Source organism: Holdemania sp. 1001095H_141210_F2 (genome assembly GCF_015558105.1).
GTDB lineage: Bacteria > Bacillota_I > Bacilli_A > Erysipelotrichales > Erysipelotrichaceae > Holdemania.
Map to the genome: position 1 here is coordinate 152,788 of NZ_JADNPO010000003.1, position 22,902 is coordinate 175,689.

The 22,902-nt window shown below is 53.2% G+C and carries 18 protein-coding genes and 1 tRNA gene; 18 read left to right on the forward strand and 1 reads right to left on the reverse strand.

Annotation, left to right across the window (positions count from 1 at the left end; translation table 11 throughout):
* Positions 1 to 66 precede the first annotated feature (66 nt).
* The 8 genes from I2G61_RS03210 to I2G61_RS03245 all read left to right on the forward strand — a co-directional run bounded on the left by I2G61_RS03210 (position 67) and on the right by I2G61_RS03245 (position 7,250).
* Positions 67 to 150: transfer RNA gene (locus I2G61_RS03210), tRNA-Leu, on the forward strand.
* A gap of 165 nt (positions 151 to 315) precedes the next feature.
* Positions 316 to 984, forward strand: coding sequence for a response regulator transcription factor (locus I2G61_RS03215; RefSeq protein ID WP_072685775.1), 669 nt, complete (start codon positions 316 to 318; stop codon positions 982 to 984).
* Positions 981 to 2,006: a HAMP domain-containing sensor histidine kinase gene (locus tag I2G61_RS03220; RefSeq protein ID WP_072685777.1), complete on the forward strand. Its 1,026-nt coding sequence runs from the start codon at positions 981 to 983 to the stop codon at positions 2,004 to 2,006. Before I2G61_RS03215 ends, I2G61_RS03220 begins: the two co-directional genes overlap by 4 nt.
* A 107-nt stretch (positions 2,007 to 2,113) precedes the next feature.
* Positions 2,114 to 2,632, forward strand: coding sequence for an HD domain-containing protein (locus I2G61_RS03225; RefSeq protein ID WP_195547895.1), 519 nt, complete (start codon positions 2,114 to 2,116; stop codon positions 2,630 to 2,632).
* Positions 2,633 to 2,844: 212 nt separating this feature from the next.
* Entirely contained in the window at positions 2,845 to 4,371 is a 1,527-nt protein-coding gene (locus I2G61_RS03230; protein WP_195547896.1) for a DNA methylase, read from the forward strand.
* Positions 4,372 to 4,382: 11 nt separating this feature from the next.
* A complete protein-coding gene (locus tag I2G61_RS03235) occupies positions 4,383 to 4,835 on the forward strand; it encodes a hypothetical protein (RefSeq protein ID WP_195547897.1) in 453 nt (150 codons plus the stop codon).
* A gap of 121 nt (positions 4,836 to 4,956) precedes the next feature.
* The gene (locus I2G61_RS03240) at positions 4,957 to 6,099 is read left to right on the forward strand and encodes an amidohydrolase family protein (RefSeq protein ID WP_195547898.1); all 1,143 of its coding nucleotides are present in this window, start codon (positions 4,957 to 4,959) and stop codon (positions 6,097 to 6,099) included.
* Positions 6,096 to 7,250, forward strand: a complete 1,155-nt coding sequence (locus I2G61_RS03245) for an amidohydrolase family protein (protein ID WP_195547899.1) — start codon at positions 6,096 to 6,098, stop codon at positions 7,248 to 7,250. Before I2G61_RS03240 ends, I2G61_RS03245 begins: the two co-directional genes overlap by 4 nt.
* A 216-nt stretch (positions 7,251 to 7,466) precedes the next feature.
* On the opposite strand, the gene I2G61_RS03250 is transcribed toward I2G61_RS03245, so the two are convergent.
* Positions 7,467 to 8,108, reverse strand: coding sequence for a flavin reductase family protein (locus I2G61_RS03250; RefSeq protein WP_195547900.1), 642 nt, complete (start codon positions 8,106 to 8,108; stop codon positions 7,467 to 7,469).
* A 355-nt stretch (positions 8,109 to 8,463) separates the two neighbouring features.
* Between I2G61_RS03250 and I2G61_RS03255 the strand changes: the two genes are divergently transcribed.
* From I2G61_RS03255 to I2G61_RS03300, 10 genes are all read left to right on the forward strand, one after another.
* Complete coding sequence (locus tag I2G61_RS03255) at positions 8,464 to 9,231, forward strand: ABC transporter ATP-binding protein (protein ID WP_195547901.1); 768 nt, start codon at positions 8,464 to 8,466, stop codon at positions 9,229 to 9,231.
* Entirely contained in the window at positions 9,221 to 11,239 is a 2,019-nt protein-coding gene (locus tag I2G61_RS03260) for an ABC transporter permease (RefSeq protein WP_195547902.1), read from the forward strand. The genes I2G61_RS03255 and I2G61_RS03260 overlap by 11 nt, the downstream gene beginning before the upstream one ends.
* Positions 11,240 to 11,489: 250 nt before the next feature.
* Positions 11,490 to 12,911: a D-alanyl-D-alanine carboxypeptidase family protein gene (locus I2G61_RS03265; RefSeq protein ID WP_159432836.1), complete on the forward strand. Its 1,422-nt coding sequence runs from the start codon at positions 11,490 to 11,492 to the stop codon at positions 12,909 to 12,911.
* A gap of 261 nt (positions 12,912 to 13,172) precedes the next feature.
* Positions 13,173 to 14,705 (forward strand): flotillin family protein, encoded by a 1,533-nt coding sequence (locus I2G61_RS03270; protein WP_229100665.1) that lies wholly within the window; start codon positions 13,173 to 13,175, stop codon positions 14,703 to 14,705.
* A 235-nt stretch (positions 14,706 to 14,940) separates the two neighbouring features.
* Positions 14,941 to 16,782, forward strand: a complete 1,842-nt coding sequence (gene typA / locus I2G61_RS03275; RefSeq protein ID WP_195395935.1) for a translational GTPase TypA — start codon at positions 14,941 to 14,943, stop codon at positions 16,780 to 16,782.
* A 176-nt stretch (positions 16,783 to 16,958) separates the two neighbouring features.
* Positions 16,959 to 17,552, forward strand: coding sequence for a YcxB family protein (locus I2G61_RS03280; protein WP_195395936.1), 594 nt, complete (start codon positions 16,959 to 16,961; stop codon positions 17,550 to 17,552).
* Positions 17,553 to 17,681: 129 nt separating this feature from the next.
* A complete protein-coding gene (locus I2G61_RS03285; RefSeq protein WP_072685802.1) occupies positions 17,682 to 19,619 on the forward strand; it encodes a bifunctional diguanylate cyclase/phosphodiesterase in 1,938 nt (645 codons plus the stop codon).
* Between the two features lie 40 nt (positions 19,620 to 19,659).
* Positions 19,660 to 20,181, forward strand: a complete 522-nt coding sequence (locus tag I2G61_RS03290; RefSeq protein WP_195547904.1) for a nitroreductase family protein — start codon at positions 19,660 to 19,662, stop codon at positions 20,179 to 20,181.
* A gap of 154 nt (positions 20,182 to 20,335) precedes the next feature.
* Positions 20,336 to 20,896 carry a TetR/AcrR family transcriptional regulator gene (locus I2G61_RS03295; RefSeq protein ID WP_072685806.1) on the forward strand — a complete coding sequence of 187 codons (561 nt, stop codon included), beginning with the start codon at positions 20,336 to 20,338 and terminating at the stop codon, positions 20,894 to 20,896.
* A gap of 101 nt (positions 20,897 to 20,997) precedes the next feature.
* Positions 20,998 to 22,533: an FAD-dependent oxidoreductase gene (locus I2G61_RS03300; RefSeq protein ID WP_195547905.1), complete on the forward strand. Its 1,536-nt coding sequence runs from the start codon at positions 20,998 to 21,000 to the stop codon at positions 22,531 to 22,533.
* The last annotated feature ends 369 nt before the right edge of the window (positions 22,534 to 22,902 follow it).

Sequence of the window (22,902 nt, forward strand, 5' to 3'; positions counted from 1 at the left end):
AAAAAGCGACGTGTGAATAAAAATTCTTCCTTTTTGAATGGAACTTTGCTATAATAATTAAGCAATGCACCGGTGGCGGAATCGGCAGACGCGCACGTTTGAGGGGCGTGTGATTTATTCGTACGGGTTCAAGTCCCGTTCGGTGCACCATTTGAAATCAAATTTCCCGGGAAACCGGGATTGAAAGTCCTGTAATCAGGACTTTTTTGTGATTTTCAAACCATGGAATCTAACAGTTTTGTTAGAGAGCGGAAAAGCCATGGCAGGAAGATTTTCTGTTAGTGTATAATAAGACCATACGAGGAGGGATTGGGAATGTTTAAAATCTTGATTGTCGAAGATGAAGAAAAAATCCGGGTGGAGCTGCAGAACCTGTTAAACCGCTATGGCTATGAGGCGCTGACGCTCTCCGATTTTCATGAGGTCGACCAACAGATCCTGCGGATTCAGCCGCATCTGGTCTTACTGGATATCAATCTGCCGGAAATGGACGGCTATATGATCTGCCGTTCGCTCCGCCAGCAATCTTCGATTCCCATCCTGATGGTGACCAGCCGCAGCAGCGATCTGGATGAGTTAATGAGCATGAGTTTAGGCGCCGACGACTTCATCACTAAGCCTTACAATGTCCAGATCCTTCTGGCGCATATTCAGGCAGTTTTAAAGCGCGCCTATCCGCAGGATCAGGGACGGCTGTTAGAGGTCAAAGGCGTGACGCTGGATTTAAGCAAGGGCTGCGTGATGCACGAAAATCAAAGCGTGGAGCTGACGAAAAACGAAATTCGAATCCTGTGGCTGTTGATGCGCAAGCAGGGCACGATCGTCAGCCGCGACGAAATCATGACTGATTTATGGCAGTCGGAGGAATTTGTCGACGACAACACGCTGACTGTCAATATCAACCGGCTGCGGCGAAAATTGGAAAGTATCGGCGTGAGCCCGGACTATCTGTCGACCAAACGCGGGCTGGGGTATCGCATATGACGTTCAAAGAATTCCTTCAGGACCGCTGGCTGTTTCTGTTGGGCCAGACGATTTTTCTGCTTTTTGCCGGGGTGCTGCTGCGGTTACTGCGCGTCAGCGGTTTCGCGCTGGGATTTCTGGCGTTTCTCTATCTGACGTTGACCAGCGTCACGCTGGGCGTGGAATTTTACCGCAAGAAAACCTTTTTCGATCAGACGTTCAACTTGCTTGACCAGCTGGAAGAAAAGTATTATCTTTCGGAGATCGTCGAGTCGCCCGGCTTTGTCGAAGGGCAGAAGCTGACGCAGCTGTTCCGGATCGTCAGTAAGTCGATGAACGATACGATCGCCGAATACCGCCGCCGCAACGAAGATTACAGCCGTTACATTGAAACCTGGGTGCATGAAGTCAAAACGCCGATCGCCTCGAGCAAGCTGATCATTGAGAATCATCCTGATCCGGTGACGCGCTCGCTGGAGGAGGAGATTGACCGGATCGATCAATATGTCGAACAGGCACTCTACTACACCCGTTCCTCCGTGGTGGAAAAAGACTACGTGATCCGCCGCTGTTCGTTGGATCACATCGTCAGTCAGGTGATCAAAAATCATGCGAAAATCCTGATCTCCCGGCAGTTTTCAATTCAGCGGGAGAATCTGGATCAGATCGTCTATACCGATGTGAAATGGATCGATTTCATCCTCGGCCAGATCGTGACCAACGCCGTCAAATATCGGGCGGCGGAGAAACCTCAGCTGCGGTTTGCTGCCGAAGCGCGGGACAGTCAGGTGGTGCTGACCATCGAAGACAATGGATGTGGGATCAGCGCCCGTGATCTGCCGCGAATTTTCGATAAAGGCTTTACCGGAGACAACGGCCGGCAGGTGGCCCGATCGACGGGGATGGGGCTGTATCTGGTTAAACAGCTGTGCGAGAAAATGAATATCGGCATTCAGGCTGAATCCCAGCCCGGCATGGGAACGATGATCAAGCTGAGCTTTCCGCTGTCCGGCTTTTTGCTTCCGGAATCAATGAGTGAATAAGGCTGTGCGCTGAAACGGAAAACTTTCAAAAAGATCGAAGTTCAGGGAAAAACGCTTGCTTTTCGATCGCCTCTGATTATAATAAGGGCGAAAAGAATGGGTGAACTATGATCGAAAACAACGATGAACAAACGGAGCTGGTAGAGCTTCTGAGAGTCTATGCGCAGGCGACGCTGAATACGGAAAAGGTGCAGTCGATGCGCGGCTATCTTCAGCATGGGGATACGACGACGCTGGATCATGCGATTGCCGTGGCGTATTACAGCCTGATGCTGGATCGAAAATGGAATCTGAACTGTGATAAAAGCAGTCTGGTGCGGGGAGCGCTGCTGCACGATTATTTTCTTTACGACTGGCATCAGCCGCATAAGGAATACGGGCTGCATGGGTTTACGCATCCCTTCACAGCGCTGTGCAATGCGGTGCAGGATTTTAATTTAAACGCCGTGGAACGCAACATCATCGCCCGTCACATGTTTCCGCTGGTGCCGATACCGCCGCGGTATCGGGAAAGCATGATCGTCTGTCTGGCCGACAAGTTCTGTTCGCTCAACGAAACGTTCAGCTCTCAGCGCTACTGCGCGCTGGTCAAGCTGCTTTCCACAGCGTTAATTTTCCATCAATGAAGCGTCCGCAAGGACGTTTTTCTTGTTTTGGATGAAGTGGGAGTCCCGGTGCAGACTAAGCAGAGAAGACGAAGCGAAGGGGAGAGAAACGCCGCAAAGACCGGAATTAAACTTGAAAATAATTCAATTAACAGGTATAATAAATTCAAAGTCAGCTGGATTAAGGAACGGGCATCGGATTCATCAGACGAAGGGTGAAAGGGGACTTGGGTATGCAGAAGGAACGTGTGATTCTGGCGATCGATCTCAAATCGTTTTATGCTTCAGTGGAGTGCGTCGATCGGGGACTGGATCCATTGACGACGCATCTGGCGGTTGCGGATGAAAGCCGCACGGAAAAGACAATCTGTCTGGCGGTTTCCCCCTCGTTAAAAAAGCTGGGATTGGCGGGGCGTCCGCGTTTATTTGAAGTCGTTGAGAAAATGGCGATCGTCAATGCCCAGCGCCTCCGGCATGCGCCGCATGGGAAGTTGATCGGTTCATCCTGGAACGCGGAGGAGCTGGCGCGTTCTTTGCAGCTTGCGGCTGCCTATATTGCCGCCCCGCCGCGGATGGCGCGGTATATTGAGGTCAGCCGCCAGATATACCAGCTGTATCTGAACTACGTTTCCCCGCAGGATATCCATGTGTATTCCATTGACGAGGTGTTCATGGACGTCAGCGCCTATTTGAATCCGTTGGGGATTTCCGGCAGGGAGCTAGCGAAGCGGATCGTTCAGGATGTGCTGCAAACGACAGGCATTACCGCGACCGTCGGGATTGGAACAAATTTGTATTTAGCCAAAGTGGCGATGGATATCGTCGCCAAGCATGTCGAAGCGGATCAGGACGGAACGCGGATCGCTGAACTGGATGAGATGAGCTATCGCCGGCAATGCTGGACACACCGGCCGCTGACTGATTTCTGGCGCATCGGCCGGGGCTATGCTAAAAAGCTGGAAGACCACGGCTTGATGACGATGGGCGATATCGCGCGCTGTTCGCTGGCCGATCCCGATCACTTCCGCAGCGAAACGCTGTTGTATAAATTGTTCGGCGTGAATGCCGAGCTGTTGATCGATCATGCGTGGGGCTGGGAACCTTGCACGATCGCGGATATCAAAGCTTATCAACCTGAATCCCGCAGTCTGGGCAGCGGTCAGGTGCTGCGTTGTCCATATCCGGCAAAGAAAGCCCGCCTGATCATCCGGGAAATGACGGATTTGTTAGCGCTGGATTTGGTGGAAAAGGGACTGGTTACCGATCAGCTGGGGCTGTATGTCAGTTATGCCGCCGAGAATCTGCGCGATCCAGAAGTGCGTCGACGGTATCAGGGGCCGGTGAAAAAGGACCGCAGCGGGCGTGAGGTTCCCCAATCCGCGCATGGAACAACGCGTCTGACCCGTCCCTGTGCTTCCGGCAAGCTGATCGTCGAGGCGATGCTGGCGCTGTTCGACCGGATTGTGGATCCCTCGCTGCTGGTTCACCGCGTCGGCGTGAATGCGCTGCATGTGCGGCCGGAAAGCGAGGCGGGGGGTGGACAAAGCGTCGAACAGTTCGATCTGTTCAGCGACGCCGAAGCGATTCTGCGCCAGCGGGAACAGGAAAATGCCGATCTGGAAAAAGAGAAGCAGGTGCAGCAGGCGATTTTGAAAATCAAGCGGAAATATGGCAAGAATGCCATTTTAAAAGGAACCAATCTGCTGGAGGGGGCGACGACGATCGAGCGCAACCGGCAGATCGGCGGACATAAGGCGTAAGGAGGCGGAGGATGCAGACGAAGAAAGCGGATTATTTTCCCTATGAAGACATCGTTGATCTTCCTCATCCCACCTCGAAAATCCACCAGCCGATGGCGCGGATGGACCGGGCGGCGCAGTTTAACCCGTTCGCCGCGTTGACCGGGTATGACGATGAAATCCGGGAAGCGGCCCGATTAACCAGCGAAAAAATTCTGTTAGCGGAGGATGAAAAGCGGGTGCTGGATAAAAAGCTGCAGGGACTCATGCTGCGGATCCATGAACATCCTGAACTGGAAGTGACTTACTTTATCGCTGATGAGAAAAAAACAGGCGGCGTTTACCAGACGCTTCAGGGAGTGTTAAAAAAGATCGACGCGATTCAGCGGACGCTCGTCTTGATGGACGGGACGCGGATTGAAATGCAGGATATTTTACGTTTAGAAAGCAGGATCTTTGACGGCTTGCCCGAGGCGGAGGGGTAGGCCGTCTGTTTTTGATCCGCATATTGATCATCTTTTTAAATGAGGAGTTCCTGCATCTGCGGCTTGCCTTTCCTTGTTCCTCTGGCGTACAATAAAGACATGATTCTTGAGGAGGGATTTTATGATCTGCATCACGGGCGGCACAATCCATACCGGCAAGGGGGAAGTGCTGGAAAACACCGATATTCTGATCGACAACGGAAAGATCGTTGAAGTGGGGAAGAATTTAAAAGGAAAAGCCGAAGGGTACATCGACGTTTCCGGCAAAGTCATTCTGCCGGGATTGATCGACGCGATGAGCGAGCTGGGCATGGCGATCCGGCGTGGGGAAGTGCGCGATAACGACGAAAAGAGCGATCCGCTTACGCCGCATTTAAAGGCGCTCTATGCTTATGATGGGGACTGCGTCAGCGAACAGGCGCCGTACACCTATGGAATAACCGCGTTGGCAGCCTCGCCGAGCAATTCCAATATTCTGGGCGGCCAGATGGCGGTTTTCAGAACGGCCGGCATCAATCCGTTTAAAATGTTGGTGAAGGATGAGGTGGGGATGAAAGGTTCCGTGACCGATCAGGTCAAGGAAGCCTATGGTTCCCGCAATGTAGCGCCGATGACGAAGATGGGAATTTTCAGCTTGCTGCGGGATGCGCTGCGGCAGGCGCAGGAGTATGACGAGAACAAGCCGGAAACCAAGCGGGATGAAAAAGCCAAGGCGCTGAAAAAGGTGCTGGCGAAGGAAATGCCGCTGGTGATCGCCGCCAACAACGCCGCCGAGCTGCGGGGCGTGCTGCGGGTTTGCGCCGATTACGATCTGAAACCAATTCTGGCGCTGGGCTATGATATCCATGCGGAAGACGTCGATCTGTTAGATAAGATTCAGGGCGTGATTCTGGGCAATCTGTCATATGGCTTTAATGCCTATTCGCAGAAAGCGGATCTGGAAGGATTATATGCGTTATATAAGAAGGGACTGCCAATCGCGATGGCGACGATCGGCAACAATCCCAACGGGAAGGAAGGGCTGATCTGGACGGCGGCGCGGATGATGCGCGCCTGTGAGGACAGCGAAGCCGTGTTAAGCATGCTGACAAGTCAGGCGGCGAAGCTGCTGGGCTGTGCGGATCAGATCGGTTCGATTGAAGCGGGCAAGGACGCGGACTTCGTCATTTGGAGCGCCAATCCGATCGAAACCTATGAAGGCCGGGTTGAAAAGGTCTTCATGCAGGGCAAGGTCGTCTATGTTCAGGGAGGTTATCAACAATGAAGCTGATTAAAAATGGAACCGTCATGACGATGGGGCCGCAGGGAACGCTGCAGGCCGATATTCTGATTGAGAACGGGAAGATCGCTGAAATTGCGGAAAACATCACGGCGGAAGGCGCGGAAATCATCGACGCTTCCGGGCTGCTCGTCTTGCCGGGGCTGGTCGACGCGCACAGCCACATCGGCGGCTTCGACACCAGGACCGGCGCGCAGGATCTCAACGAAAGTGTCAATCCGGTTACGGCGCAGCTGAACGCCTATGACGGCGTGGATCCGTTATCGCCGCAGTTTGCCTCCGCTTTGGAAACCGGCATCACCGCCAGCGGGATCGTGCCGGGCAGCGCCAATGTGATCTGCGGTCTGGGCTGCGTGATCAAATCTGCCGGGGCCAGTCTGGCAGAGCGCTGCGTGAAGCAGCCGTTTGCGCTGAAGGCTGCGGTCGGCGGCAATCCGAAGGGCGTCTACGGCAAACGCAATCAAAGTCCGATGACGCGCATGGCGATCGCCGAAACAATCCGCGAATACTTCCATCAGGTTCAGGACTACCGCAAGAAGAAGCAGGAAGCCGGGGACGATCCGGCCAAAATGCCGAAGTTCGATCAGGGGTTGGAAAACGGCGAGCTGGTGCTTGATAAAACGATCCCGTTAAAAATCCATGTCTATCAGCACGATATCCTGACGTGCATCGAGCTGGCGAAGGAATTCGACATCCGGATCACGATCGACCATGCTTTAGGATCCAGTGATTTTCTTGATGAAATCGAAGCGGAAAAAGACCGGCTGGCGATTATCTACGGTCCGATCGGGGCACAGAAGGGGCAAAACGAGCTGCATTTGGTCGATACCGGCTGCTTGAAAGATCTGGATGAGCGCGGCGTTTTGTGCGCGATCATGACTGACGGTCCGGCCCGCAATCCATGGATGATTCTGGCTCAGGCGGGGGAAGCGGTACGCTTCGGCTGTCCGGCGGAGCGCGTGCTGCGGATGATCACGATCAATGCGGCGACGATCCTGGGCTGCGAAGACCGGATCGGTTCGCTGGAAGTTGGCAAGGATGCCGATCTTGTCCTGTTTGATCATAACCCGGTCGTCTCCACTGCAGCCAAAGCGCTGCTGACCATGGTTGACGGCAAGGTCGTTTACCGCCGGTAAGTGGATTCCCTTTGCCTGCGTTATTGTGGAAGCGTGCCTCTGTGTCTCTTTGAAAGAAAACAGGGAAGATCGCGATTTATGACATGTTTTTGCGATCTTGGTAAAAAAGACTGGCCGGTCAAAGCGTTTGGATAAGCTTTGGACGGCCAGTTTTCTGTATTGGAAAAATTAAGCATACCGCAAGTGGAGGATGCACCTGTCGCATGGCAGGCTGTGCTAATCCCGCTTTTCAATCGTGAGCGAAGCGATGATTGAGGGATTCGGCTCGCCGGTGCTCAGGTTCTGTGCGCCGGGCATTAACAACATATATCCCGCTTTCCCGCATCGGCTTTCCGGGGACAGATCGGAGTCGATCCAACAATGCCGCACCTGGCCCACAACCATTGCGGTGATTCCAGCCCCGCTGAGATCCTCCATGGATTTCAGCGAACATTCCAACGTGAGAAAACTCTCCTGAATGATCGGCGCGGAAATCGTGCGGGCGTTTTCCAGCGTGAAGCCGCCGGCGGAAAACTCATCGGCGTCCAGTTCGTTTTGACGGATGGTTTCGATCAGCGCGTCATAATAGTGCACCGGCAGAAAATTGATTGCAAAGCCGCGGGTCCGTTTGATATTGGCATAGGTGTGCGTGTGCTGATACAGATTGCCGAGCACGGCGAAGAACGCCGTTCTGTCGCCATGGAAGCAGCTCCAGCTGTGAAAACAAATATTCGGCTTGCCATTTTCCTTCCACGTCGTCACGGCAAATAAGACCTGTGGGATCGCTGCGGCCAGCTCCAGATGGGAAAACAGATCAAATTCCTCCGGATAGGCAGGCTGGAAACAGGCTGGTCGTTCGATTCCGATTTCAATTTTCATAGTTTTCCTTTCAGCAGGCTTGCATGGTCCTGCGGATTCCCGGATTTTTAGTCCCGAATCCTTCTGCCTTGATTATACACCCTCTTTGTTTATTCGCGGCGCAATAACCCGACGTGCGAAGAAAAATAGGAAACGATATCGCTGAATGATGAATCTTACAATTCTGTTAGCGAGCTGTAAGTCCCTTCTAAGGTACAATAGACAGGACAAGCTTATAATAAAGCCGTAATCAAGGAGGAATCATAAAATGAAAACATTCAATAAGATTCTGATTGTATGCCAGGTTTTATTTCAGGTCATTGTGTTGGGCCAGGACGGCCTTGGCGATATTCATTAATAAAGGAAGGGAAAACTTATGGAAACGATATTACAGGTAAAACAAATTGAAAAGATTTACGGCAATAAAGGAAGCATCACCCGGGCGATCGAGGATATCAGCTTCGAGGTGAAGAAAGGGGAGTTCGTCGGGATCATGGGACCCTCTGGTTCCGGCAAAACGACGCTGCTCAACTGCATCTCGACGATCGACACCGTGACCAGCGGCCACATATTGATCGGAAAGGACGACATCACCAAGATGAAAAGCAGCCAGCTGTCCAAGTTCCGGCGCGAACAGCTCGGCTTTATCTTCCAGGATTTCAATCTGCTGGATACGCTGACGGCGTATGAAAACATCGCGCTGCCGTTGACGATTCAGCGGGTCAATCCGAAGAAGATCGACAGCCGTATTAAGAAACTGTCGGGACAGCTGGGAATTGAGGAAGTTTTGAAAAAATATCCGTATCAGATGTCCGGCGGCCAGCAGCAGCGCGTCGCCTGCGCCCGCGCGATGATCTGCCATCCGTCGCTGATTCTGGCTGACGAGCCGACCGGAGCGTTGGATTCCAAAGCGTCAAGAATGCTGCTGAACAGCTTTGAGGTGCTCAACAAATCGCTGGAAGCCACGATCTTGATGGTTACCCACGACGCCTTTACCGCCAGCTTCGCCCACCGCATTTTGTTCATCAAGGACGGCCGGATTTTCAATGAATTAGTCCGCGGCGGCGACGACCGCAAGACGTTCTTCAACCGCATCATCGAGGTCGTCAGTTTGTTGGGAGGGGACACCAACAATGTACTTTAAAATCGCGCTTGGCAATGTCCGCCGCAGTATCCGGGATTATGGCGTTTACTTTCTGACCCTGACCTTCGGCGTCTGCCTGTTCTATGTCTTCAATTCCATCCAGTCCCAATCCGTCATGCTGGCGCTGAGCCAGTCGCAGGCGAAAATGCTGGTATTGTTAAACAATCTGATGCAGATTTTCTCGGTGTTTGTCTGTATCGTTCTGGGCTTTCTGATCGTTTACGCCAATAACTTTCTGATCCGGCGGCGTAAAAAAGAACTTGGCCTGTATCTGGTGATGGGGATGAACAAAGGCACTGTGGCCCGGATCCTGATGATCGAAACCGTGATGATCGGCTTGTTGGCCTTCGCGGTCGGTCTGGGCTTGGGGATTCTGGTCTCGCAGGCGCTGACGGTCGTCACTGCCAATCTGTTCATGGTTCAGCTCAAAGCCTTTGAGTTTATCGTTTCCTTGAAAGCGATTCTGTTGTCGGCGCTGTTTTTCGGCGGGTTGTATCTGATCGTGCTGATCTTCAACAGCGTGGTCGTCAGCCGGTATAAACTGATCGACCTGCTTCAGGGGGATCGGCATAACGAAACGCTGAAGCTGCACTCGATCGGCTTGTCCGTCGTGCTGTTCATCGCCAGTCTGATCATTCTGGGCTGTGCTTACGCGCTGATCCTGGACAATGGCTTTGTGATGTTCACGCTGGAGTTCACCGCCTCGATCGTGCTTGGTTCGATCGGGACCTTCCTGTTTTTCTTCTCGCTGTCCGGCTTCCTGTTAAAGTTTGTGCAAAGCCGCAAGAGTTTCTATTACCGTAATCTGAACATGTTTATCATGCGTCAGCTGAACAGCCGGATCAATTCGGCGTTCGTGTCAATGACCGTCATCTGCATCATGCTTTTGTTGACGATCGGCGCGTTGTGCACCGGATTGTCCTTTGGTCAGGTCCTGGCGGGCGACGTTGAAAAGACTTCGCCCTATGACGCGACCGTGTATGTCTATGATACGCAGACGCTGGGGTTTAGCTTATCTCAGGACTATCGCGAGCGGGGTCTGGATCTGGATGGCCTGGCCCGTGAAGCCGCCGATCTGGATCTGTACGATCTGGCTGTGAAAATCAAGGATTTCAGCAGTCCGGAAGTCATCGCGACGATGCAGAACAGCACGTCCCATGATGTCGGGGAAATGGCGATTGATTTCCTGCCGCTGTCCCAGCTCAACGCCGCCCTGGCGATGCAGTCAAAACCGCAGGTCACGCTGGCGGAGAACGAATATTTGATCACCTATTCGATGAACGCCGCGGAATCGGATATCTTCAAGGCGGTGAAGGAGCACCGCGAGCTGACGGTCGATGGCAGAACGCTGACGGTGAGCCAGCCGGCGATGTTCTTGCAGCTGCAGAATTTCAGCGCTTACGGCAACTTCTTAACGATCGTGCTGCCGGATTCGTTTTTCGTCAATAAAATTCCGGCCAGCCAGTCTTTTAATGTAAATTACAAGGTTTCAGCCGAGGAAGGCGACGTGTTGTTGAATGAAATGGCGAAAACGTATGGAAAGCAGACCGGTCTGGCCTACAACGCGGTTACCCGCGGGGAAATGTTTGAGGCCTCCGGGGGCATGAAGCTGATTCTGTCCTATATCGCCGTCTATCTGGGCCTGGTTTTCCTGATCGCTTCGGCCGCGATACTGGCTTTGCAGCAGCTATCGGAATCCGCCGATAACGTGGAGCGTTACGCTTTGCTGCGCAAGATCGGCGTCGAAGAGAAGATGATCCGCCGCTCGCTGTTCACTCAGATCGCAATCTATTTCCTGTTCCCGTTGGCATTGGCCATCGTTCATTCCATCGTCGGCGTCAGCGCGGTGATTCAGTCGCTGGTGGCGCTGGTCAAAATTGATATCGGCAGCCAGGTATTGCTTGTCGGCGGGTTCCTGGCCCTGATCTACGGCGGTTACTTCCTGATCACTTACTCAAGCAGTCTGAGCGTGATCCGTGACCGCGCGCAATCCCGCCGTTTGGAATAAGTTTGGCATTACCCCCTGATGAAGGCTGGCGGAAGATTGGATTCGCCAGCTTCCTTTTTTATTCTGAAAGGGGACTGAAACAGAACGCATCCTTTTCAGGAAAGTCCGCAGCCTGTGTGCGGCTGATTAGAGTTTCGTATTCAATCGGGAATAAAACGTAAGAAGTTTGAGAAAAATGAAAGAAAATCGCAAGGAAGATCACCGAAAGGTTTGTTATAATAAGAAGGAATTCAGCGAGGAGTTTTGTTACGTGAAAAAAGGAATGATTCAATTATGCTTACTGGCGCTGTGTTTGTCGCTGACGCCGGTTTTTGCGGAAGCGCCCGCCCGCGATTTGATCACGGTGGATTCTCAAAACGGGGAAATCGTGCGCCGGCAGGCCCCGCGTTTTGAGGATGGGATATCTTATTTGGAAGAGGATGTGGATTTCCCGTCGGTCAAAAGCGATTTTATCTACATGATTGATATGGACACCGGCCAGGTGATGATTGACAAGGGCAGCGAGGATCAGATTTATCCCGCTTCCATGACCAAGATGATGACGTTGTTGGTGGCGATTGAAAACGCCCCGGCGCTGGACAGCACGATGACGCTGGGGCCGGAGGTGTTCGCCGGACTGGCAGAGGCGCACGCTTCGGTCGCCGGGTTCAAGCCGGGGGAAATCGTATCGGTCAAGGATCTGCTTTACGGTTTGTTTCTGCCTTCGGGCGCGGATGCCGCCCAGGCGCTGGCGCTGGAGGAAGCTGGCAGCGAAGCGGCGTTTGTCGATTTGATGAATGAAAAAGCCGCGGAGTTGGGGATGTCGGGAACGCATTTTGTCAATACGTCCGGGCTGCATGATCCGGATCACTACACGACGCTGCGTGATTTGGAAAAGCTGATGCGCTACGCTTTGGAAAACCCGACGTTTAACGAGATTTTCCAGACCCGCCGCTACACCGCCACCCCGTCGCTGCACCCCGGCGGGCTGGTGTGGGAAAGCACGCTGTTCGCGAAGATCTCATCGACCGATCCTGCCAAGATTGCCAATGATTCGATTCTTGGCGGCAAAACCGGGTATACCAATCCGGCCGGTCTGTGTCTGGCTTCGATCGCGGAGAAAAACGGCACGCGGTATCTGTTGATCACCGCGCATGCCCCGGTATCCAATACGCCGTATCACATTCTTGACGCCGCTCACCTCTATGATTATTTCTATGACCATTACAGCAAGCAAACGGTTTTAACGGCGGATCAGACGTTGTTGGAAACCAAGGTTCCGTTTGTCCTGTTCAACGACAAGCTGACATTGAAGGCCGGGACCGACGTTGTGCTGAACCTTCCCAACGGCGATGATCGGTCTGCGCTGCAGATCGAAACCCAGCTGGACGGGGAGCTTCAAGCTCCGATTGAGGAAGGCCAGCGCTTGGGCACGGTGACAATCACCCGCACCGACACGGAAACCCCGCAGGAATTGGCTCGGATTGAGCTGACCAGTCCGCGCAGTTACAAACGCAGCGCGCTGCTCTACGGCTTCCATCAATTTCAGCTGTGGGTAAAAGCGCATACCGTCTTTTTCGGGTTAACCGTGCTGGGTTTGGTTCTGTGTCTGATCTTGATTCGCGATTACCGGCGGGAACAGCGCCGCTACAAATCGGCCAGGAAGAAACGCAAGCGCCGTCCGCATCTGTGATTCAATAATGAACTGACAGGAGATTCGATTCCTGTCTTTTTATATGGAAATAACGGAGGGAGATAACTGCTGAATAAGAATTTTGTGAATATATTTACAAAATGGAAAATCTATGCTAAACTAAGATCAACAATTTGATAAGATAAATAAGAGAAATAAATTATCGAAGCAAATTGCCGGAAAGAGGTGAGGAATCGGCAAACAGAAAGCAAGCAAGGCGCCACCACAAGTGAAGGAGGGATGTTTGTGTTGGAAGCAGTAATGGCTTATCAGAGTTTGATCATCGTGCTCGTCATTGCTGTGCTCGTCATCGTAATTTTGACGACCGGCTACATCAAAGCGCCGCCCGATACGGCGTATATCATTTCCGGCCTGCGGAAGAAAATTATCATCGGCAAGGCCAGTATTAAAATTCCTTTCTTTGAACGGATGGACCGGCTGAGTCTGAAGCTGATTCCGATCGACGTCAAGACGTCTACTGCCGTGCCGACCGCGGATTACATCAATATCCAAGTCGACGCCGCCGTCAATATCAAGATCAGCAGCGACAGCGAACGGTTGTCCGTCGCCGCGGAAAACTTCCTGAATCAGGATACGGATTACATCGCCCGCGTCGCGCGCGAAGTGCTGGAAGGCAACATGCGCGAGATCGTCGGCCGCATGAAGTTAGAGGAAATGGTCAGCGACCGGCAGAAATTTGCGGAGCTGGTCAAGGAAAACGCGATGCCGGATCTGGCGGCGATGGGACTGGACATCATCAGCTTCAACGTCCAGAACTTCTCCGACTCCAACGGCGTGATCGACGATCTGGGCATCGACAATATCTCGCAGATCAAGAAGAAGGCCGCGATCGCCAAAGCGGAAGCCGACAAGGAAATCGCCGTGGCGAAGGCCGAGGCCGACCGGCAGGCCAGCGATGCGCGGATCAATGCCGAGCGCGAGATCGCGATCAAGAACAACGAGCTGGAAATCCAGAAGGCTGAACTGAAAAAGGAAGCGGATCTCAAACAGGCGGAAGCCGACGCTGCATATCAGATCGAACAGGAAACCCAGCGCAAAACGATTGAAATCACATCGGCCAACGCCAATATTGCCAAGCAGGAACGCGAGGTTCTGTTGAAGGAAAAAGAAGCGGAGGTCAAGGAAAAAGCACTGGACGCGCAGATCCGCAAGCAGGCGGAAGCGGAGAAATACGCGCAGCAGCAGCGTTCCGACGCCCAGCTGTACGCCCGCCAGAAAGAAGCGGAAGCGCGTAAATTTGAAATCCAGCAGGAAGCGGAGGCGCAGAAAGCCAAGGCCGACGCGGAGCGGTATACGAAGGAACGCGAAGCGCAGGGCATCCAGATGGTCGGCGAAGCGGAAGCGGAAGCCGCCCGGGCCAAGGGCATTGCCGAGGCGGAAGCGATGGAAAAGAAAGCGCTGGCCTATCAGAAATACAACGACGCCGCAATGGCGGAAATGTTGATCCAGATTTTGCCGGAGGTTGCCGGCAAGATTGCCGAACCGTTAAGCCAGATTGACAAGATCACGATTATCGGCGGCGAAGGCAGCGGATTGGACGGGGTGTCCAATAACGTGCCGGCCGTCATGGCGAAATTATTTGAGTCGATGAAGGAAACCACCGGCATCGACCTGAAGGAAATCGTCCGGGCTGGCTCCTATGACGCCAAGGTTAACCGCAATCTCAACGTCCGCGGCCTGACGCTGCCGTCTTCAGCGGAAGTGTCCCAGCCGGAAACAGAAGCCGAGCCCGCTGCAACGGTGCAGGAGGAAAACGAACCGGTCGCTGACTGACCGGTTTTCGTTTGCTTGAAATTCATGGATTCTCACAAGCTGCAAGGCGTCCGGGATTGTCCCAATCGGGAAGAAACGGGAGAAAACCGGGTGCTCAGCAAGACGTGAGAAAGTCGTTCCATCGCGTTTTTCAAAATTTGTCAATCTTCGATTTATCGCTTTGTTATGCGGTTTTTGTTGTAATTTAATGATAATGCGTCTATAATAAATCACTGTGTAAAGGAATGGTACTTTTATGGCATATCAGAAGATTATTAACATCGCGGTCATTGCCCACGTCGACGCCGGTAAGTCGACGCTGGTAGATGCGTTTTTAAATCAGAGTCACGTTTTCCGGGATAACGAGGAGACGGTCGACTGCGTTATGGACAGCAACGATCTGGAACGGGAACGGGGAATTACGATTTATTCCAAGAACTGTTCCGTGACGTACAAGGATTACAAAATCAATATTGTCGATACTCCGGGCCACGCGGATTTTTCCTCCGAGGTTGAACGGATTATCAAGACGGTCGACACCGTCATCCTGCTGGTGGACTCCAGCGAAGGACCGATGCCGCAGACCCGCTTCGTGCTTCAGAAAAGTCTGGAATGCGGTCTGCGTCCGATCCTTCTGATCAACAAGATCGACAAGAAGGATGAACGGGCTGATCAGGTTATCGACGAGGTTTACGATTTGTTCCTCGATCTGAACGCGACCGATGAGCAGCTGGATTTCCCGATTCTCTACGGCATCGCCCGTCAGGGAATTGTGCGCTATCAGCCAAATGATGAAAACGAGGATATCATCCCGTTGTTTGAAACGATCCTGAAGCATTGCGAAGCGTATCCGGATTTTACGGAAGAACCGGTGCAGATGCAGGTTTCCGCTCTGGCTTACGACGATTACATCGGTCGTTTGGGCATCGGCCGGGTTTATGAAGGAACGCTGAAAGAGGGCAGCACAGTGATTCTGTGCAATGACGAAGGCCGTCAGGAACGCCGTAAAATCAATCAGGTGTTCGTGTATAAGGGCTTGAGCCGGATTGCGGTTTCGGAAGCCCAGTGCGGTGAGATCGTCATGATCTCCGGCGTGGCTGATATCTCGATCGGCGATACGCTGTGCGATCCGGAAAGCATCCGGCCGCTGCCGATGATCCGGATCGAAGAACCGACCCTGTCGATGAACTTCATGGTCAACACCTCGCCATTTGCCGGACAGTCCGGAAAATATGTCACCTCCCGCAACATCCGCGAACGGCTGGAAAAGGAACTGGAAGTCAACGTCGGCCTGAAGGTCGAAGAAACCGATACGACCGACTGCTTCAAGGTTTCCGGCCGCGGCGAGCTGCATCTGTCGGTCCTGTTGGAAAACATGCGCCGGGAAGGCTATGAAGTGGCGGTCTCCAAGCCGGAGGTCATCATGCACAAGGTCGACGGCGCGCTGTACGAGCCGGTTGAGGAAGTCGTGTGCAGCGTCCCTAACGAATATTCAGGCACGGTCATTTCCAAACTGAATCTGCGTAAGGGAATCATGGTCGATATTCAGGATGAAGGCAGTTATACGCGAATTTTATACACGGTTCCGACGCGCGGCTTATTGGGCTACCGTTCGGAATTCATCAACGATACGCGCGGGGAAGGCACGATGGTTCGCCGTCTGGCCGGCTATGAAGCCTACAAGGGCGATATCCCGCAGCGGGCCAACGGCGCGCTGATCTCTACGGAAACCGGCAAGGCGATGACCTACGCGCTGTGGAATATCCAGGAACGCGGCCAGCTGTTTGTATCCCCGCAGACCGAGGTCTACGAAGGCATGATCATCGGGATGGCGGCCCGGAATATGGACATGGACGTCAATCCGCTGAAAAACAAGAAGATGACGGCCGTTCGTTCCACCGGCAACGATGAAGCGATGAAGCTGGTTCCGCCGAAGATCATGTCGCTGGAAGAAGCACTGGAATTCATCAACGACGACGAACTGGTCGAGCTGACGCCGACCGATATCCGGATCCGCAAGAAATATCTGACCGCGCTGGAACGCCGGCAGCACATGCGCGAGCTGAACAAGGCCGCGGCGGAGCTGGAAGAAGAATAAACCCTGAAACATTCGTTTGATCGCGGATGTTTTTTCTTTCGCGCGCCAGAGTGGATCCGTCAGACGAATGCCCGTTGTTTTTCACCGAATCCGCCGGTATAATGAAGTTAAAGAAAAAGTCAGCCTTGCGCGCCGGAATGGATCCGCAAAGCGATAAAATCGAACAGGAGAAATTGATGATGGATCAGAATCATGTTCAAACTCACGCCGGCCCCTACTCTCTCAGCGTATTCTACAAACTTTCCACGCGCTCTGATTATGCTTTATTAAAATGGAATTATCTGATCATCTGCTGGGGCGAAGCGCTTTTATTGATGGGACTGGGAGTTTTATTTATCTTGCGGGGGACGGACTTCGCATTAGCCTGTTTTCTTATCTTTGGCGGAAGTTTCTTTTTCGTCAGGGCGTGTGCTACACCCAAAATCATCAAATCCATGGTTCAGCATGCGATCAATGAAATAATCGAAGAAAATTTCAGATCGAAGACCGGTTATACAATCCGCTTTTCCTTTGGCGAGGATGCATTTGAAGTCAGCACGGAAAACAGCTGGAGCCGATTGAACTATGCCGAATGTTACGGTTATCTGGAAGATCCGGAATTTCTTTTTGTCCAACCGCAGAAGAATAAAGGATACCCGTTAGAAAAAAAGCATTGTGATCCCGAGCTTCTGGATTTTTTGAAGCAGAAGCTGACAAACAGAGAGCCTGTTAAGCCTTCTGTAAAGGCTTTCCTGAAGGAAACGTTTAAGTTGGCAACAAGTAAAATCTAAGAAGGAGAGAGCTGGAAGAACGACTTTTCCATCATTCGCGGCGATCACTCTTGAATTGTAATTGCTTTCAGAAATGGTTATAATGAAAGTGATTGAATAACGAACTAATTCAAAGAAAAGAGGGAGCGTATGTCCTGGAATATCGCGGCGGAGTGCATCTCCATTGTTTTCTTATCGATCATTCTGGTGTATGCCCACAAAGGCACGCTGCTGCCGTCGTGGAAAAACCGGATGTTTCAGTGCTGTCTGGGGGCGACCTTTGCCGCGATGGTATCGAACGTCCTTTCAACGCTTATGCTGGCCAGTCCGCATTGGGTTGAATCGTGGCTGTGCTGGGGCGTGACGGAAATCTATTTTTTAGCGACGCCGTTAATGGGGCTGGCGTATTATTGCTACACGGCAGCGACGATTTTCGAGGAACACGCGGGGGGACGGCTGGCGTTAATACTCGGCGTTTTGCCCGGCATTTTCTATGCCGCGCTGGTGCTGCTGAACCCCTTCACCGGCGCGTTGTTTTCAATTCGCGCGGGGATGTATCTGCGCGGCCCGCTGATCATTGCAACGTATCTTATTTTTTATTTCTACTGCCTGATTTCGGTGCTGCTGGTGCGGCGGTACCGCCGCTGGCTTCAGCCGCAGATTTATCGCATTCTATTTGTTTTCCCGCTGATCGCCTGCAGCGTCATCGTAGTCCAGCAGCTGTTTCCCCACGTCGTCTTAAGTGGTTCGGCGGCGACGACGGCGATCCTGTTGATTTATCTCTATCTGCAGAACAAGCAGATCTCTCTGGATCCGTTGACCGGGTTGGGCAACCGCCTTGAATTTCAGAAGCTGATCAACCTGTCGATGCAGCGCGGCCGTTCGCTGTTTTCAGTCATGGTGATTTCGCTGCGCGACTTCAAGCAGATCAACGATCACTTCGGCCAGCGAACCGGCGATCACTTCCTCAAGCAGATCGCGGCGACGTTGAAAACGATGGCGGCGCCGTATCCGGTATACCGGTTTTCCGGCGATGAATTCGCGCTGCTGATCCACAACCGCACGCCGGAAGAAATGGAAAAACTCCAGCAGGACATTCTGGCCCTGTTTAACAAGCCGTTTCACGTCGACGGATATGAGTACCGGCTGCATGCGGTGATCGGGCTGGCAGCTTATCCCGACAGTGCGGAAAATCTTGAATGCTTGATCAACGGACTGGAATACGCGGTCAATCAGGCGAAGCTGCATCACTGGCCGACATGCTATTGCGATCCGGCGATGCTGGAAGGGATGCGGCGGCGCACGGAGATCATTGAAATCTTAAAACAAAAGCTGCAGGAAGCGGCGCTGGTTATGGTTTATCAGCCGATTGTGGCGGTGAAGACCGGACGCATCAGCGCGGTCGAATCACTGATGCGGATTCCCGAAAGCCCGTTGGGAGCGCTGTCTCCGGCTGAATTTATACCGATCGCTGAGGAAACCGGTTTGATCATCCCGATGACCTGGCAGATTCTGCGGCAGATCTGCGCGATGATCGCCCGGCTGCAGGATCAGGGAATTCCGCTGCCGGCGGTTCACGTCAATTTCTCGGCCGTCCAGCTGGTTCAGCCGGAGCTGGCGGAAACCGTCTTGCAAACGTTGAAGGAATGCCGGACCGATCCCAAACAGATCATCATTGAAATCACCGAAACAGCTCTGGCGGAAAATCCGGAGGAAACGATCCGCTTTGCCCGGGCGATGATGGAACATGGCGTGAAGATGGAGATGGATGATTTTGGCACCGGCTATTCCAACATTGATTCAGTCATGCACATGCCGCTGAGCACAGTGAAGCTGGACCGCAGTCTGGTCGTGTCGGCGGTGGAAAACAAGCGCAGCGCGACGATGCTCGGATATTTGATCCGGGTCTTTCATGAATTGGGGTATGAAGTACTGGCGGAAGGGGTGGAAACATCCCGACAGGATCAGTTTGTGCGAGCGGAAGGCGTCGATCTGATTCAGGGGTTTTATTATTCCCGGCCGCTGACGGAAGCGCAGCTGGCCGATTTCCTGACGCATTTTCATGATCGTCAGCCAGCCGGCGCTTGACGGACGCGGTATAATGGAGACAAAAAGGAGGGTCATTGAAATGTCAGAAGCTACGATCAAAGATCTTCAAACACGCCGGGCAATCCGTCGTTTTCACTCCAAAGCCCCATCTGCCGAACTGCTGGATATCGTCTTGAAAACAGGAACCTATGCGCCAAGTGGTCAGGGAAAACAATCGCCGGTGATCATCGCCGTTCAAGATCCCCAGCTGCGCGCGCAGCTGACGCGCATGAACGCCGAGTATGCCAATCCGGGCACCGATCCTTACTATGGCGCGCCGGTGATCATTCTGGTGCTGGCCGACAGCACGGTCAGCACCTGGGTTGAAGACGGCAGCTGCGTGCTGTGCACGATGATGCAGGCGGCGCATGCGCTGGGATTGGGCAGCGTGTGGATTCACCGCGAACGCCAGATGTTTGACAGCGAGGAAGGCAAGGCGCTGTTAAAGGCCTGGGGATTAAGCGGGAACCTGCGCGGCGTCGGTGCGCTGGCGCTGGGAATTCCGGAAGGCGAAGCGCCGCAGCCCAAGCCGCGCAAAGCCGATTATATCCTGAAGCTGTAAACGCAGAAAACGCTGGTTCGCCGGCGTTTTTTGTACTTTCAGCCAGGCATGGTGGGAAAGTAGGGAAAAGCGATTGTCAAGCCGTGATCCTTTCGCTATCATAGAGAAGGTTAAACGCGGCGGACAAACGCCGCCAGCGGGAAGGAGGATGAAAATGACGATTGCGATCAATCAGAATGAAGAAGAACTGGAACAATGTCTGTTCGACGCGCTGATCGAGCTGATGCGGCGGATGCCGTTAGACAAACTGACCGTCAACGATCTGCTGAAACAGGCGCATGTCAGCCGTTCCAGCTTTTACCGGCGTTATCAGGACAAATATGATCTGGTCAACAAGAGCTATCAGAAAATTCTGGATAAGACGCTCTATACTTTTCTGGACGGCTGCGGCTGGCATGATTCGGTGAAGGCGCTGTATCAGGTATTTCAGGAAAATCTGTTTTTCTTCCAGAACGCGCTGCGCTCACACGATCCCAATTCGCTGCGCAACTATATCTTTCAAATCAGTCTGAATTTGTATGCGGAAACGCTGGAACGCAACGGCGAGGACATTCAGGACTGGCATACGATGGCGATGCTGCGGGTACACATTTACGGCAATCTCGAGCTGATGTGCGAATGGGTGGAAAAGGGCATGGATCGGGATATCGACGAGATGATCCAGTTGTCTTTCGACACGCTGCCGGAACAATTTAAGCCATATTTCAACGACTGATCGTGAAGCTGCGGACAAAGAGAAACAAAAATGCCGACCTGTTTCTTGAATCTTCTTTCTTTGAATTGGATAATAAAATCACAAAGCAGGAGGAAAGAAACATGGCAAAGAAATCAATCAGCCGCCGGGATTTCCTGAAAGGCGCCGCCGCTTCCACATTGGGACTGGCCGCCGTCGGGATGTTGGGCGGATGCAGCAGCGAGGATGCGCCGAAGGCCTCGGCGTCCACGATCAGCTGGACAAAGGAAACCGACGTGTTAATCGTCGGCGCCGGCGGCACCGGGGTGTGTGCAGCGGCGGCTGCGGCGGAAGCCGGGGCCAAGGTGCTGGTTCTGGAGAAGGCGGGCGTAGCCGGAGGGACAACCAATCTGTCCGGCGGCGTCATGCAGGCAGCGGGCACAACCTATCAGAAACAATTTACGCAGTATCAGGACGATACGCCGGAAAAGCATTTTGCATGCTGGATGGCGGAAGGTGAAGGACAGCTGGACGAAGCGCTGGTCAAGGATCTGGCGCTGGGCGCGCCGGCGGACATCGAATGGCTGGCCAGCACCTGCGGCTTAAAATGGACGAGCGTTTACGGTCATTGCCACGTTCCTTATTTAAAGGACGACGTTCTGGCTGATCGGATTCACGTCTATGAAGGCGGCGGTGCTTCCGGCAGCGGCGGAATCTACGTGCAGGCGGTTTTAAAGGTTGCCGAGGGCTTGGGCGCGGTCGTGGAATATGAAACCGAAGTAACCCGGCTGATCACAGACAATGGCAAGGTGATCGGCGCGGAAGCGGTTCAGAACGGTCAGACGATCACGATCAAGGCGAACAAGGGCGTCATCCTGGCAGCCGCCGGCGTCGACCAGAACGCCGAAATGGCGAAGGAACTGAATCCGCAGCAGTATTGGGATGATACGACGCAGATCTGTCTGTGTGTCGCTACCGATATGGGCGACGGTATCCGCATGGGAATGGAGCTGGGCGCGGCCTATGTCAGCGGCGGCACGATCGACTTCTGCGGCAAGACCGGCGCGGCGACGGATAACCGCAAACCGGTATTCCCGTCGTTCATCGTCAATCAGGCCGGACGCCGGTTTGTTTGCGAGGACGCAACATACGCTTATCATTACCGCGCGATCTATCAGCAGGAAATGCAGCTGCAGGGCCCGACGTACATGATTTTCGGCGCGAGCAGTCTGGAAGCGGACGGTGCGCCATGGACGCCGGAAACAGTAGCCAAGGACGTCGCCGACGGCGTGGTGATCACGGCGGATACGTTGGAGGATCTGGCGGAAAAGCTGGGTATCGACGCGGCAGGCCTGGTCCGGACGATGAAGGACTGGAACGAAGATGTTGCGGCTGGAAAGGATCCGTTTGGCCGCAAGGACGGCCTGGAGCCGATCAGCGGCCCATTCTACGCCTATAAGAATACCGCGTATAACTTGGGCGCGTTAGGCGGCTTGAAGATTACGACGGATTGCGAAGTGGTCGACGTCAACGGCAAGGTGATCGAAGGCTTGTACGCAGCCGGCTTAAATGCCGGAGGCTGGGTTGGCCCGTACTATCCCGGCAGCGGCACCGCGGTCATCGGCACCTGTCACTTCGGACGCAAAGCCGGGGCTGCGGCGGCGAAGCGCTCAGCGTAAACGGCAACCGGTGAAATTCATTACAATCTCAGAGGTACGCAGTGGAAGAAACGGGGCAAACATCTCCGGTTCTTCCGCTTTTTAATTGGTTTTTCAACGGCTTTAACCCGGGACCCGTTTGAGAAATGTTGAGCAATCGTTCGGATTCAGGCGCAGTATGAATGCCAAACAGGATCTCTTTGTCTGTCTGATTCACATCCTGCCGTCAATTCCAGCTTAAAAGATGGCGCATACGCGGTGCATCATGAAGCAATCCAAAACAAAAACGTAAAAAGTGAACGATTTAGGGTAAGAATGGCGATCCGGCGGAGAGAAACCGGAATATTCCCCAATTTCTGACAAATCAATGATATAATCCTGTTATAGAAC

Excerpts from the sequence above, each read along its gene's own strand:
- I2G61_RS03215 (WP_072685775.1), top strand. The coding sequence starts at position 316 with ATGTTTAAAATCTTGATTGTCGAAGATGAAGAAAAAATCCGGGTGGAG.
- I2G61_RS03220 (WP_072685777.1), top strand. The coding sequence starts at position 981 with ATGACGTTCAAAGAATTCCTTCAGGACCGCTGGCTGTTTCTGTTGGGC.
- I2G61_RS03225 (WP_195547895.1), top strand. The coding sequence starts at position 2,114 with ATGATCGAAAACAACGATGAACAAACGGAGCTGGTAGAGCTTCTGAGA.
- I2G61_RS03230 (WP_195547896.1), top strand. The coding sequence starts at position 2,845 with ATGCAGAAGGAACGTGTGATTCTGGCGATCGATCTCAAATCGTTTTAT.
- I2G61_RS03235 (WP_195547897.1), top strand. The coding sequence starts at position 4,383 with ATGCAGACGAAGAAAGCGGATTATTTTCCCTATGAAGACATCGTTGAT.
- I2G61_RS03240 (WP_195547898.1), top strand. The coding sequence starts at position 4,957 with ATGATCTGCATCACGGGCGGCACAATCCATACCGGCAAGGGGGAAGTG.
- I2G61_RS03245 (WP_195547899.1), top strand. The coding sequence starts at position 6,096 with ATGAAGCTGATTAAAAATGGAACCGTCATGACGATGGGGCCGCAGGGA.
- I2G61_RS03250 (WP_195547900.1), bottom strand. The coding sequence starts at position 8,108 with ATGAAAATTGAAATCGGAATCGAACGACCAGCCTGTTTCCAGCCTGCC.
- I2G61_RS03255 (WP_195547901.1), top strand. The coding sequence starts at position 8,464 with ATGGAAACGATATTACAGGTAAAACAAATTGAAAAGATTTACGGCAAT.
- I2G61_RS03260 (WP_195547902.1), top strand. The coding sequence starts at position 9,221 with ATGTACTTTAAAATCGCGCTTGGCAATGTCCGCCGCAGTATCCGGGAT.
- I2G61_RS03270 (WP_229100665.1), top strand. The coding sequence starts at position 13,173 with ATGGCTTATCAGAGTTTGATCATCGTGCTCGTCATTGCTGTGCTCGTC.
- typA (WP_195395935.1), top strand. The coding sequence starts at position 14,941 with ATGGCATATCAGAAGATTATTAACATCGCGGTCATTGCCCACGTCGAC.
- I2G61_RS03280 (WP_195395936.1), top strand. The coding sequence starts at position 16,959 with ATGATGGATCAGAATCATGTTCAAACTCACGCCGGCCCCTACTCTCTC.
- I2G61_RS03285 (WP_072685802.1), top strand. The coding sequence starts at position 17,682 with ATGTCCTGGAATATCGCGGCGGAGTGCATCTCCATTGTTTTCTTATCG.
- I2G61_RS03290 (WP_195547904.1), top strand. The coding sequence starts at position 19,660 with ATGTCAGAAGCTACGATCAAAGATCTTCAAACACGCCGGGCAATCCGT.
- I2G61_RS03295 (WP_072685806.1), top strand. The coding sequence starts at position 20,336 with ATGACGATTGCGATCAATCAGAATGAAGAAGAACTGGAACAATGTCTG.
- I2G61_RS03300 (WP_195547905.1), top strand. The coding sequence starts at position 20,998 with ATGGCAAAGAAATCAATCAGCCGCCGGGATTTCCTGAAAGGCGCCGCC.